General features: G+C 46.1%; 17 protein-coding genes. 6 read left to right on the forward strand and 11 right to left on the reverse strand.

The genetic code is table 11. From position 1 onward, the window contains the following. From ACXAGL_RS00710 to sigK, 6 genes are all read left to right on the forward strand, one after another. Positions 1-339: a Na(+)/H(+) antiporter subunit C gene (locus tag ACXAGL_RS00710; RefSeq protein WP_027955324.1), complete on the forward strand. Its 339-nt coding sequence runs from the start codon at positions 1-3 to the stop codon at positions 337-339. After that, positions 332-1,816, forward strand: coding sequence for a Na+/H+ antiporter subunit D (locus tag ACXAGL_RS00715; RefSeq protein WP_474969052.1), 1,485 nt, complete (start codon positions 332-334; stop codon positions 1,814-1,816). The genes ACXAGL_RS00710 and ACXAGL_RS00715 overlap by 8 nt, the downstream gene beginning before the upstream one ends. Before the next feature lie 6 nt (positions 1,817-1,822). Beyond that, on the forward strand, positions 1,823-2,299 hold the full coding sequence (locus ACXAGL_RS00720) for a Na+/H+ antiporter subunit E (RefSeq protein ID WP_474969053.1): 477 nt from the start codon (positions 1,823-1,825) through the stop codon (positions 2,297-2,299). Next, complete coding sequence (locus tag ACXAGL_RS00725) at positions 2,300-2,611, forward strand: Na(+)/H(+) antiporter subunit F1 (RefSeq protein WP_474969054.1); 312 nt, start codon at positions 2,300-2,302, stop codon at positions 2,609-2,611. After that, positions 2,592-2,978, forward strand: coding sequence for a monovalent cation/H(+) antiporter subunit G (gene mnhG / locus ACXAGL_RS00730; protein WP_474969055.1), 387 nt, complete (start codon positions 2,592-2,594; stop codon positions 2,976-2,978). The genes ACXAGL_RS00725 and mnhG overlap by 20 nt, the downstream gene beginning before the upstream one ends. Positions 2,979-3,180: 202 nt before the next feature. After that, positions 3,181-3,894 (forward strand): RNA polymerase sporulation sigma factor SigK, encoded by a 714-nt coding sequence (sigK, locus tag ACXAGL_RS00735; protein WP_027955319.1) that lies wholly within the window; start codon positions 3,181-3,183, stop codon positions 3,892-3,894. Between the two features lie 42 nt (positions 3,895-3,936). On the opposite strand, the gene ACXAGL_RS00740 is transcribed toward sigK, so the two are convergent. From ACXAGL_RS00740 to alaS, 11 genes are all read right to left on the reverse strand, one after another. Continuing rightward, positions 3,937-4,164 (reverse strand): YrhC family protein, encoded by a 228-nt coding sequence (locus tag ACXAGL_RS00740; RefSeq protein ID WP_474969056.1) that lies wholly within the window; start codon positions 4,162-4,164, stop codon positions 3,937-3,939. A gap of 66 nt (positions 4,165-4,230) precedes the next feature. Next, positions 4,231-4,920 (reverse strand): 5'-methylthioadenosine/S-adenosylhomocysteine nucleosidase, encoded by a 690-nt coding sequence (mtnN, locus tag ACXAGL_RS00745; RefSeq protein ID WP_474989425.1) that lies wholly within the window; start codon positions 4,918-4,920, stop codon positions 4,231-4,233. Between the two features lie 16 nt (positions 4,921-4,936). Beyond that, the gene (locus ACXAGL_RS00750; protein ID WP_474989427.1) at positions 4,937-5,608 is read right to left on the reverse strand and encodes a YrrS family protein; all 672 of its coding nucleotides are present in this window, start codon (positions 5,606-5,608) and stop codon (positions 4,937-4,939) included. A gap of 157 nt (positions 5,609-5,765) precedes the next feature. After that, a complete protein-coding gene (gene greA, locus ACXAGL_RS00755) occupies positions 5,766-6,242 on the reverse strand; it encodes a transcription elongation factor GreA (RefSeq protein ID WP_027955316.1) in 477 nt (158 codons plus the stop codon). 162 nt (positions 6,243-6,404) lie between these two features. Beyond that, positions 6,405-7,058, reverse strand: a complete 654-nt coding sequence (gene udk / locus ACXAGL_RS00760) for a uridine kinase (RefSeq protein WP_474969059.1) — start codon at positions 7,056-7,058, stop codon at positions 6,405-6,407. Positions 7,059-7,092: 34 nt separating this feature from the next. Further along, on the reverse strand, positions 7,093-7,734 hold the full coding sequence (locus ACXAGL_RS00765; protein WP_474969060.1) for an O-methyltransferase: 642 nt from the start codon (positions 7,732-7,734) through the stop codon (positions 7,093-7,095). 248 nt (positions 7,735-7,982) lie between these two features. After that, positions 7,983-9,107: an endolytic transglycosylase MltG gene (gene mltG / locus ACXAGL_RS00770; protein ID WP_474989429.1), complete on the reverse strand. Its 1,125-nt coding sequence runs from the start codon at positions 9,105-9,107 to the stop codon at positions 7,983-7,985. Positions 9,108-9,295: 188 nt separating this feature from the next. Then, complete coding sequence (locus ACXAGL_RS00775) at positions 9,296-9,580, reverse strand: DUF1292 domain-containing protein (RefSeq protein ID WP_474969062.1); 285 nt, start codon at positions 9,578-9,580, stop codon at positions 9,296-9,298. Between the two features lie 13 nt (positions 9,581-9,593). Then, complete coding sequence (gene ruvX / locus ACXAGL_RS00780) at positions 9,594-10,010, reverse strand: Holliday junction resolvase RuvX (protein ID WP_474969063.1); 417 nt, start codon at positions 10,008-10,010, stop codon at positions 9,594-9,596. Further along, a complete protein-coding gene (locus ACXAGL_RS00785) occupies positions 10,007-10,279 on the reverse strand; it encodes an IreB family regulatory phosphoprotein (protein ID WP_027955310.1) in 273 nt (90 codons plus the stop codon). Before ACXAGL_RS00785 ends, ruvX begins: the two co-directional genes overlap by 4 nt. A gap of 63 nt (positions 10,280-10,342) precedes the next feature. Next, positions 10,343-12,979, reverse strand: coding sequence for an alanine--tRNA ligase (alaS, locus tag ACXAGL_RS00790; protein ID WP_474989431.1), 2,637 nt, complete (start codon positions 12,977-12,979; stop codon positions 10,343-10,345). Between the last annotated feature and the right edge of the window lie 228 nt (positions 12,980-13,207).

Genomic DNA, 13,207 nt, shown 5'->3' on the forward strand with positions numbered 1-13,207 from the left:
ATGGAATTCATTATGGCTGTATTAGCCGGTATTTTATTCACCACCGGCGTGTATAACCTCCTTCAAAAACAATTGCTGAGAATCATTATTGGAACGGGGCTCATTTCCCATGGAGCCCACTTGTTCATTCTTACAATGGGAGAGCTGAAACGGGGGGCACCCCCGGTTCTGACAGAAGGAATCGAGAAGTACACAGATCCGCTCCCACAGGCTTTGATTTTGACGTCCATTGTTATCAGCTTTGGGGTCACCAGCCTTCTGCTGGTCCTTGCCTATCGTGCCGCTAAAATCAATGGTACGGATAATATGGAGCAACTGAGGGGTAACGACTATGAGTAATTTAGCTATACTGCCGATTCTGCTGCCGCTTTTGGCAGGAATCATAACTGCCTTTATACACAAGAAAACAAAACTGGTCCGCTCCTTTTCCCAGATTACAGCGGTGATCAACCTGATTGTGGTTGGGTACGTCTTTATGACCATCCGCAGTCAGGGGACCATCGTCCTTGAGGTCGGAAGCTGGGAAGCACCGTTCGGAATTGTTCTTGTCGGTGATTTATTAGCAGCCGTCCTCGTTCTGACCACCAATATCATTGGTGTGGCGGCCGTATTTTTCGCTCCTAAGTCTTTAACAGAAAAAGAAGAGTCCTTCTATTTTTACAGCTTTTTCTTCCTGCTGATTGCAGGGGTCAGTGGAGCCTTCCTTACCGGAGACTTATTCAACCTCTTCGTTTTCTTTGAAGTTCTATTGATGGCTTCGTACGGATTGATCGTTCTCGGGAATGGAAAAGCCCAGCTTCGGGAATCGATTAAGTACGTCTTAATCAACCTGTTTTCTTCCATGCTGTTTGTTACAACGATCAGCTTTCTCTACTCTGTTGTGGGAACCGTCAACATGGCGCAGATTGCCCAGCGTGTGCAGGAAGTCGAACAGCAGGGGATCTTAACAACCATTGGCATTCTGCTGTTTTTCGTTTTTGCTACAAAAGCAGCCGTGTTCCCGCTGTACTACTGGCTTCCAAGACCTTATTCAGCACCGAATGCCGTCGTTTCTGCACTCTTTGGAGCGCTGCTGACGAAGGTCGGAATCTACTCTATCCTGCGGACCTTCACACTTATGTTCAATCAGCAGGTGGATATGACGCATACCTTGTTCATCTACCTCGCCGCACTGACAATGATCTTCGGTGTGATCGGCGCTTTATCCACGCACAACGTGAAGCTGATTGTTGCGTATAACATCATTCCAGCTGTCGGGTTCATGCTGATGGGGATCGGGATCTTCTCTGAAGTTTCTCTAAGTGGTACGGTGTATTACCTTATTCATGACATGATTATTAAAGCCGCCCTCTTCATCCTGGCCGGTGCCACGGTATATGTGGCCGGCACATCGGATTTAAGAAAAATGGGAGGCTTGATCCACCACTATCCTTTACTCGGGTGGATGATGTTCCTTGCTTCTCTTGTTCTGGCCGGAATACCTCCGTTCAGCGGATTTATCGGCAAGCTGCAGTTGATCCGGGGAGCTGTTGGGCAGGAAGAAGTTATGATAGTCATTGTGGCGTTGATGTCGAGTCTGTTGATTCTATTCTCGATGATTCGTATTTTCATCAGAGGATTCTGGGGAGACAAGACCGATATCCCTCGGCCGGATCGGAAAGAAAAAGGCAGCCGTATGGTTTACCCGGCTGTATTTCTATTAACGCTTTCCGTGCTGTTAGGCGTTGGCGCTGAATGGTTCTTCCCCGTAGTGGAGTCCATCGCCCAATACTTAATGGATCCGGAAATCTACATTGATTCTGTATTAAAGGAGTAGAAGCCGATGCCATTACAAATTGTACTGAACATCATTATCGCCATCATGTGGATGTTCCTGAGTGAAAGTTACACATTCACCTCTTTTCTTGTCGGCTATATTCTCGGGATTATTCTTCTGTTTCTCTTACGTCGTTTCGTCCCTGATTCCTTTTACATGAAACGGACGTGGAAGTTTGTCCAGCTGATTCTCCTGTTTGTACGGGAGCTGATCCTGTCCAACCTGGATATACTGAAATATGTGTACAAACCGAAGCAGGATATGCAGCCGGGGATTTTCGCCCTTCCCATTGATGTAAAAACGAATTTTGAAATTACGCTGCTTGCCAACCTGATTACATTGACCCCTGGAACGCTGTCTGTTGTAGTCAGTGAGGACCATACAAAGATTTATATTCATGCGATGGATATTCCCGACGTACAGGAAAGCATTAATGATATTAAGAATTCATTTGAAAAACAAATCATGGAGGTGACACGTTAAATGGAGGCTGTTTTAGATACAACACAGACACTGATTGAAACTTCAGCCATCATCGCCATTGTAGCGGTTGCTGCATCTGTCATCCTTCTTCTTTACAGAGCGATTCTCGGTCCGACAAACCCGGACCGGGCCGTTGCTCTGGATACCATCGGAATTAATTTAATGGCCCTCGCAGGGCTGATTGCCGTCCTGCTTGTGACAACCAAATTCAATGACGTCGTGCTGCTGATCGGAATTCTCCTGTTTATCGGAACAGTAGCTCTGGCGAAATTCTTAGAAAAGGGTGTTATTATTGAGCGGGACGTGGATTAACCTCATCTTTGATATTGTCATTTGTCTATTCCTGCTGAGCGGTGCCTTTTTCCTTGTTTCAGGGTCCATTGGGATTCTTCGGTTCCCCGATGTCTATACCCGTCTCCATGCGGCTACAAAGAGTTCTACACTCGGAGTGGCCGGCATAATGATCGGTGCATTCCTCTTTCTCTATGTAGAGAATGGAATCGTCAGCGGGAAACTGCTGCTTGGAATCTTCTTTGTCCTTCTGACCGCCCCTGTATCCGGTCATATGATTTCGAGAGCCGCCTACCGGGCCGGCGTGCCCCTATGGGATAAAAGTGTGCAGGATGATTATGCAGAAGATCTGGAAAAGGAACGAAAAAACCAGGCTCAGGATTCATAAAGAATTAAGAAGCGTAGACAAACGTTTTTATACGTCAAAACCCGTGCGAGTTTCAAACACCGCACGGGTTTTTCTTTATCATGAAGATCTTCCTCATCTCCTTCGTTATGCCTTTTATTTTTAATTGCAGACAAGCACGGAGCCCCTTTTCTCTACATACACATGAGATAGGCAGTTGCCTAATTCATGAGGAGGTGCATCCATGAGCAGTCTGATTGCTTCGATCCTTTATTTTTTCAAAGAGTCCCTCTTTTTCATGTCCTATGTAAAAAACCAGGCCTTCCCCAACCCCCTCTCACCGGAAGAAGAAGCCAAGCAGCTCCAGTTGATGGCCGAGGGCAGTCATGAGGCACGGAACAAACTGATCGAACATAACCTCCGTCTTGTGGCACACATCGTCAAGAAGTTCGAGAATACGAAGGAAGATTTCGAGGACTTGATCTCGATTGGAACGATAGGACTGATCAAGGGGATTGAAAGCTACTCGACTGGAAAAGGAACAAAACTGGCCACTTATGCCGCCCGGTGTATCGAAAATGAAATTTTAATGCACCTCAGATCCACGAAGAAAATGAGCAAGGATGTTTCCCTTCAGGATCCGATCGGACACGACAAGGAAGGGAATGAACTCAACCTCCTCGATATTCTGCAGGCAGATGTCACCGACATCGTTGAGGAAATCCAGCTTCACATGGAGCTTGAAAAGATCAAGGATTTTATTAATGTGCTTGATGATCGGGAAAAAGAGGTGATTATCTTCAGATATGGGCTGAATCAAACAGAGGAGAAGACACAGAGGGAGATTGCCAAGGAACTTGGGATATCAAGAAGCTATGTCTCCCGTATTGAAAAAAGGGCATTAATGAAGATTTTTCATGAATTTTATAAGCAGAGTAAGCAGGGAGGCCTTTCATAAAAAAAGCTTCATTGACAATAGTCAATGAAGCTTTTTCGGTATTTATTCCCCGACCGACTGCTGTTTCCACTTTTTCATTTTAAGAATCATGAAAAAGGCAGCCGCTGATGAAGCGGATATAACAGGGTACATATATAAATGAGCCCGGGATTCATACACATACAGACTGATTAACGCTCCTGCATAAAGATAAGCGCTTAAAATGATGAGTGTCAAAACAAATCTTTGATAGTCTTTTAATTTCACGGATGAAGCTTCTCTTGATGCCAACTCCTCCACCTCCCGATTTCCATCATCGTATCATAATGGAGGTATCAAAAAAGGTGGAAAAGGCTGTCAATCGGCTTCGATCATCGTCATGATCATCTGTGCTGCATTTTCGGCAGCAACAGGTAGAAACTGATCAAAGGAAATGGAAGACTCTTTTCCCGCTATGTCGGATAACGCACGCAGCACGACAAAGGGTGTGCCGTATTTGTAGCAAACCTGGGCGATGGCTGCCGCTTCCATTTCGGCAGCGATCATTTCAGGAAAGCGGCCTCTGACGAAAGCCACCTTCTCCGGATCCTGCATGAAGGAATCACCGGTCGCAATAATCCCTTTGGCCGCACGGGCATTTGTGCTCCCGACCGCCTTCATCGCTTTTTCCACCAGGACAGTGTCCGCCTCATACATCGCCGGCATACCAGGCACCTGGCCGTAGGCGTACTTGAAAGCTGTTACGTCAACATCGTGATGCGTAACAAAGTCGGATACGACAATATCTCCGACTTCCAGGTCTTCAGCGAAACCACCCGCGGATCCGGTATTGATGACACTTTCAATCTCATACTGCTCATGCAGAATGGTTGTCGAAACAGCTGCGTTTACTTTGCCTATTCCTGATTTAAGGAGAACGACTTTTTTCCCTCGCAGCATGCCTTCGATAAACAAGCTCCCAGCCGTTTCTTTTTCTACCTTATCCGTCATTTCCGCCTGCAGGCGTTCGACTTCCTCATCCATTGCTCCAATAATTCCAATCGCCATCATCCATACGTCCTTTCTATCTTTCCACGACTTTTTCTTTTAGTACTTCCAGTTTCACCGGTTTGTATCCTTCGTTGTCCACCCATTGGACATGCACACGAAGATAGCCGGTTTCACTCTTATCAGAAACGGTGGCTACAGCTTTTTGCGGGCCGCCATCGTTTCCAATCCACCAATAAATAATATTGTCCTCAGAAAGGTTCACAGCGCTTCTGACAGCTTCCTGAAGCTCTTTGTAGTCCTGTGTACCCTCAATGTACGAAATGCCGTGACTGCCGTTCGTATCCATTTCTGTCGGAATAACCGGCCAGTCCTTAGTTACGACACTTTCTACGTTAGGGTCGTCGCTTTCTTCTATCTGCAGGCCTTCCTCTTCCTTAATCGGCTCCAGTTCTTCAAATCCTTCCAGGGATACGCTTGTTTTGTCAGGATCGGCTTCTTCCTCAGGTTCTTTTTCAGTTTCTTTCTCTTGTTCCTCCTGGGTGTCATCCTTTGTAGTGTCCACCTGCTGTTCTTCCTCCGGATTCTGAGCTTGTCCGGTCTGATCATCTCCGTTAAATAACATCAAAGAAATCAACAGCACTGCAAATATCCCGGCCGCTCCTGCAAGCCACGGAAGTCGTTTGGTCCATTGACGCTTTTTTTCAAAACGCCCGGTACGGGACTCGGATGTATGCTTATCTGCCATGTTCATTTCCTCCTTTGAATACGCCGTACATTATACAATATCCGGCTGTTATGACCAATCCATCCAAGGTCCTCTCTATTTCCCGGGGAATAACAGCTCCCCTTTGGTCTATAAATATAGATGAAGAAAAAGACAGGGGCATCCCCTGTCTTTCGTTCTATTCCACCGTAATAATTTGAACGTCAATCTCTCCACCTGGTGTGGCTACTTTCACTTTATCACCGACAACGTGCCCGATCAGGCTCTGGGCCATCGGAGAATCGTTGGAGATTTTCCCTTCGAAAGGATCAGCTTCTGCACTGCCGACAATGGTATACGTTTCCTCATCTCCATCAGGAAGTTCCTTGAAGGTTACGGATTTACCCATTGTTACCGTGTCAGGATTCTGATTGTCATTCTCAATAATAACGGCATTGCGGATCATATTTTCCACCTGTGTGATACGCGCTTCAACAAAGGCCTGCTCGTCCTTCGCTGCATCATACTCCGAGTTCTCGGAAAGGTCGCCGAAGCCGCGGGCAATCTTAATCCGTTCCACCACTTCTTTACGGCGCTCTGTTTTCAGGTGATGAAGCTCATCTTCGAGCTTCTGTTTTCCTTCTTCTGTCATATAATAACTTTTTTCTTCTGCCATGGTCCGTCTACACTCCTTTAGTACAAGAAAAAATGAGATGTCCTTAATATAGGAAATGAGCAGTACATCTGTACGCTCATTGTAGAGATTCACTATACTTTACCCGAGGACATAAAGTTTTAGAACTACTATTGAAAACTATGCCAGATTTTTGCCAGTATTTCAACTATTTTCTTCGTCTATCAGTAAACCCTTTTCATAGAGAACCGTCTGGATTTTCGAAGCCATCAGATCAATAGCCACGTGGTTCTGTCCACCTTCTGGAATGATGATGTCCGCATACCTTTTCGTAGGTTCTACAAATTGAAGATGCATCGGGCGGACGACATTAATATACTGCTCAATCACCGAATCCAGGGTGCGTCCCCGCTCATTAATGTCTCTCATCATGCGGCGGATAATCCGAACATCAGCATCTGTGTCGACAAACACTTTAATATCCATCATATCACGGAGGCGCTCATCCTCCAAAACAAGGATCCCTTCAACAATGATGACTTCCTTCGGCTCCACGTGGATCGTCTCATCCGAACGGGTATGCATTTTATAATCATACACCGGCTTTTCAACGGATTTCTGGTCGATCAGCTGTTGGAGATGTTCCATCAACAGGTCATTATCAAAAGCAAGAGGATGATCATAGTTCGTTTCAAGTCTCTCCTCAAAAGGGACATCGCTTTGATCCTTATAATAATAATCCTGTTCGATCATCAATAAAGTTTTATCCGTGAAGCGCTGGATAATGGATCTGGTAACACTCGTTTTCCCAGAACCTGTACCACCTGCTACACCAATGACTACCGGTTTATCGTTCATAGTTACGTGGTTCTCCTTTCATCCCATCCGTGAGTCAGCTGTGACTGCTTTTCTTCTTTGTAATGGCAACGCCGTCCCCGATGGGCACAATCGTTGTATCATAATCCGGGTGTTTGACAAGCCATTCGTTGAACTTACGGATTTTACCCGCTATTTTCGCCATCCGTGGACTGGCTTCCCGGTCATCAGCAACATAGCCTTTAAATAGAACGTTATCCGTAATGATGACGCCGTCATCCTTCAGCATCGGGGCATATAAGTGGAAAAATTCCTCATACTTCCCTTTGGCTGCATCAATGAACAGCACATCATACGGGCCTTCTTCACGTGCTTGGTCCCCTGTTTCCAGCGCATCCCCAAAGATGACAGAAACACGGTCCCCGGCCTCTATGTTTTCTATATTTTTCAAGGCTTCCTTATAGCGCCATTCATCTCTTTCAACGGTCGTAATACGGGCTGCAGGATAGGCCTCCAGCATACACAGGGCTGAATAGCCGATGGCTGTCCCGATTTCCAGAATCCGCTCCGGCTTCTGCATACGGATCAGCTGCATAAGGAAGTTCATTCCCAACGGCTCCATAATCGGTATCTTATGTTCTTCAGCGAACGACTCCATATCTTGAAATGATTTAGAAGGCTTCGAGAGCAACGATTGTAGGTAATTCTCCTGCTCCATCCTGCTTCATCCCTTCACATCAAATTTACATCATTTTTACAACCCCATTATTTTAACACAAATCTCTCTGGTAACGCCATTGTTCTTTAGAGCTGCGTTCGTTTACAGAAACTTCAGAACCCTCTCGTTAAAGGGGGGATTACGGATAGCAAGGAAGGATTCTTCTATGTTTTCCTATAAAAGGAACGGGACACTCATGAAAGAATGTCCCGTTCTAAACTGCATTTGCACAGGTAATGCGCAGTCATTTAATTGATGTATTTTTCTTTCAGCTCATTATGCTCTTTCAGCGTATCAGCATAATGAATTTCCCCCTCACTGTCTGCAAGGAAGTACAAATGATTATGCTCTACAGGTTCCACAGCTGCCTGAAGGGAGTTTTGATTGAAGTTGGAAATCGGTCCGACAGGCAGGCCCTTCACATGATACGTGTTGTAAGGTGACTCAATCTCCAGATCCTTGTAGTAGACCTTTTCCTGATGCTCGCCTTTCGCATATAGGACCGTAGGATCGGTCTGCAGCATCATATCTTCTTCCAGCCTGTTATAAAAAACACCGGATATTTTCCGGCGGCTCTCTGCGGTCCGTGCTTCATTTTCCAACAGGGAGGCCATGGTCACTAAATCGTGGACATTTTCTATATCATCCAGTTCTTCGATTTGACTATAGTAGGGAGCGACTACTTTCGTTGTCTGGTCCAGCATTTTCCTCACGATTTGATCAATGCTTGGATCCTCGACATACATCGGATAGGTGGCTGCAAATAAGTATCCTTCCAGTGGATAACGGATATCCTCATCAAGGATATCCTCAGTCAGCAGCTGAGGGTAGTCTTCCATCAGCATTTCCACATAAGAGACATCATTGATTTTGTCCATGAATTCTTCAGCAGTAAAGGAGAATTCTTCTGCGTAAATAGCTGCAATCTGCTCTATATTCTGTCCTTCCGGCACAGTGACAGTAAGAGCGGGATCCTTCACCAGTTTCCCGGATTTCAGAGATTCAATCACCTCATCCAATGTCATGGAGGATGTGAACTGATAGTCTCCAGCTTGAAAACCGGATTCATTTTTGAATTTTGTATAGAAGCGGAAAATCATATCATTTTTGATGATATCGTTCTCTTCAAGGATGGAAGCGATATTGGAAGTAGAGGAACCGAGCGGGATTTCCACATCCACCTGCTTATCATTTCCTGGATCGACAGGTTCGAGTGCGGATTTCACATAAAGGTACCCGGATATTCCTACGATGAGAATCACAAGTGTGAAAACCGTAAGAATGATGGCGACAATTTTTCTCACTTTGCCGGCTTCTTCTATTCTATTTTTCAATTTCTTTTGGTATTGGGATTTAAAGTCAGAATTAGACAACGGACTTCCTCCTTTCATCCGGTACATTATACTATAAGTAGAGAGAATCTTTCTACATATTCCCGGAATTTTCAACAATATTCGAAGAACGCCAGTGACATAGTTCTTCTTCTCAAGGGTATACAAAAACAATCGTCCCCATACAAAAAAGCTGCCGGGAGCTCCCGGCAGCTTTATCGTTTCATGCATTATGTCAGATTTTCATCTGTCAGCGTGTTGAGCATTTCCTCAACCATTTCCCACTCATCATCTGATTCGATCTGATAAAGAGCAAGATCGTCTTCCTCGTTGCCTTTTTCTTCAAAACGGAAAGCAAAGACTTCCACTTCCTCGCCATCCTTTTGTTCAGCTGGAATAACGGCGATATAGGAATGGCCGGTCTTTTCCACATCAAAAGTGAACAAGACTTCAAATAAATGCTCTTCCCCATTTTCATCAGGGATAATAATGCGCTCTTCTTTTTCTAATGCCATACAGACATCCTCCTCATTGTTTTGAATCTAAATAGCTCTGCAAAATCATGACCGCTGCCATTTTATCAATGACTTTCTTTCTTTTTTTCCGGCTCATATCAGCATCAAGCAGCACGCGTTCTGCTGCCATCGTCGTTAACCGCTCATCCCATAGATGGGAAGTGAGCTGAAATTCCTGTTCCAACCAGGAGGCGAAAACCTGGCTGGCTTCTCCGCGCGGGCCGACCGTGCCGTTCATATTTTTTGGAAAGCCGACAACAGCTTCCGTAATCTGATGATCGTCAATGATCTGTTTCAGCTCTTCCCGCGCTGTAGAATAGTCCTGTTCATCCCAGTGAAGTGTTTTAAGGCCCTGGGCTGTCCAGCCTAAGGCATCCGAGATGGCAATGCCTATCGTTTTTTCGCCTACATCCAAACCTATTTTTTTCATTTACTGCCCTCTTTATTCTCATTAATGTAAAATTTGACCAGTTCCTCGATCAGTTCATCACGTTCAATCTTACGGATTAAATTTCTCGCATCCTGATGACGGGGAATGTAGGCAGGATCACCGGAAAGCAGATAGCCGACAATCTGGTTGATCGGATTGTACCCCTTCTCCTGCAGCGCCCCGTAAACAGAAAGCAGTACAGACTGGACATCCTGATCGAAGGGTTCTTCTGAAAAATTAAAACGCATTGTTTTATCCATTGAACTCATTTCGGTCACCTCGCACATAAATGTATTTACTCCATTATATACCTAAATCTCGTTCAGGAAAAACTAAGAGTTTTGACCGGCATACTCTTTGGCGTACTGCAGCGCGTCCGGAATCTTGGAAGCGTCTTTTCCTCCGGCCTGAGCCATATCCGGACGACCGCCTCCTCCGCCGCCGCACAGAGTGGCGGCTTCTTTGATCAATTTGCCGGCATGATAGCCTTCTTCGACCAAATCCTTGGAAACCCCGGCAATCAACTGAACTTTTTCTCCATTTGGAGCAGCCAGTAGAATAATGCCTGAATCGATTTTCTGTTTCAAATCATCCACCATGGTTCTCAATGCGTTCATATCTTTTACATCCACCTGTTTCGCAAGCACATTTACGCCATTCACCTGCTCTACTTCATCGAGAATGCTGGCTGCCTCCATATTGGACAGCTTCGCGCCCAGGGAGTCATTCTCCTTCTGAAGATCCTTCATTTCTTTATGAAGGGTTTCAATGCGTTCCGGCACCTGTTCAGGAGATGTTTTCAATAGAGCTCCGGCCTGCTTCAGGACAGAAGCTTTCTGATTCATATAAAGATACGCATCTTTAGCCGTGACCGCTTCAATCCTGCGTGTCCCTGCCCCGATTCCTGATTCAGATACAATCTTGAACAAGCCGATTTCCGCTGTATTCAGCACGTGACAGCCTCCGCAGAGCTCCAGGCTGTAGTCGCCTACTTGAACGACTCGGACCGTGTCGCCATACTTTTCACCAAAGAGCGCCATCGCTCCTTTGGCTTTAGCTTCCTCAATGGAGTTGATTTCAATGGAAACCGGGATGGACTGCCACACTTTTTCGTTGACGATCGCTTCGATTTTTTCCATTTCCTCATTGGTTACCGCTCCAAAGTGAGAGAAATCAAAACGCAGACGATCTGGAGCGACAAGAGAGCCTGCCTGGTTCACATGCTCACCAAGAACATCTTTCAGGGCCTGATGCAGCAGGTGGGTGGCCGTATGGTTTTTCACAATGAACGAACGGCTTCCCTGGTCGACTTCTGCTGTGACCTGTGCCCCTTTTTCAATCGTTCCTTCCTTCACGAACGCTTCATGCATGTGCTGTCCGTTCGGAGCTTTTTGGACATTCGTCACTTCAAGCACACCGTGATCTGTTTTAATCCAGCCTTTATCGGCCATCTGTCCGCCGCTTTCAGCGTAGAATGGTGTTTCAGACAAGAAAAGATAAACGGTGTCGCCTTCCTCCGCTTTCTCGGCGAAACCTTTGTCTTTAATTAATTCCACCAACGTGGAAGGAACCGTAAGCTGATCATATCCGACAAAAGTACTGTCTACATGGACCTCACCAAGCACACCGTCCTGGACCTGCATGGAATCGGTTTTCTGGCGGGCACTGCGGGCACGTTGCCGCTGTTTCTCCATCTCTTCCTTAAAGCCGGCTTCATCAATGGTAAAGCCTGCTTCAGCTACATACTCTTCTGTCAGTTCTTTCGGGAATCCGTACGTATCATACAGACGGAACACTTCCGTTCCAGGGAAGACAGTGCTTCCTTTTTCCGTTTCCTCTTTCATGATGGTGGAAAGAATTTGAAGACCATCATTCAGTGTTTCGTGGAAACGTTCTTCCTCTGTCTGGATCACGTTCTGAATGAAGGCTTCTTTCTTCTTCACTTCTGGATAGAAATCGACCATGATATTGGAAACTTCAGGTACAAGCTTATACATGAACGGCTTATCAATACCGATCTGTTTAGCAAATCGCACCGCACGACGCAGCAGCCGGCGGAGAACATAGCCGCGCCCTTCGTTTGAAGGCAGAGCCCCATCGCTGACAGCAAACGTGACGGTTCTCATATGGTCCGCGATGACCTTGAAGGAAGAATCTCCTTCGACGCTGCCGCCGTATTTGTGTGAGGTCATTGTCTCTGTCGCTTCGATAATCGGTTTGAACAAGTCTGTTTCAAAGTTCGTCTCTGTTTCCTGGATCACACAGACGATCCGCTCAAGCCCCATCCCTGTATCAATGTTTTTCTTCGGAAGCGGCGTGTAGGTATCATCCGGATTGTGGTTAAACTGGGAGAATACAAGGTTCCAGATTTCCAGGTAACGCTCATTCTCACCGCCTGGATACAATTCAGGATCACCGGCGTCACTGCCGAACGCTTCCCCGCGGTCATAGAAAATTTCCGTGTTGGGTCCGCTCGGGCCTTCGCCGATATCCCAGAAGTTTTCTTCAATGCGGATGATACGCTCTTCCGGAAGTCCGATGCTGTCTCTCCAGATTTGGAACGCCTCGTCATCTTCAGGGTGAACAGTTACCGAGAGCTTCTCAGGATCAAAGCCGATCCACTTGTCACTCGTTAAGAATTCCCAGGCCCATGCCATCGCTTCTTTCTTGAAATAATCGCCGATGGAAAAATTACCAAGCATTTCGAAAAACGTATGGTGACGGGCGGTAAAGCCGACATTTTCAATATCGTTGGTACGGATGGATTTCTGGGCATTGACAATTCTCGGGTTATCCGGAATCACGCGGCCATCGAAGTATTTTTTCAATGTCGCTACACCACTGTTGATCCATAACAGCGTCGGATCTTCGTGGGGAACGAGTGATGCGCTGGGTTCTACGCTGTGACCTTTTTCTTTGAAAAAGTCCAGAAACATTTGACGCACGTCAGCAGATGTCAAATTTCTCATAATAAAGCTGCCTCCTTAAGTATATATAGAGAGACCGTAACGAACGAAGAAACATAAAAACTCCCGCCTCTGCCTTCATCGGCAGGGACGGGAGTTTTTCCGCGGTACCACCCTGGTTACAGGTTCTGCACCTGTCAGCTTGGAATGCCTGTAACGCGGCATGACTACGGCGGGGGTTAACCGCACTCGGGAATAGCGTTCAGCACGATCATGCAGCGTGTTTTACAG

The sequence above is a fragment of the Halobacillus sp. ABA4_118 genome, assembly GCF_056160205.1.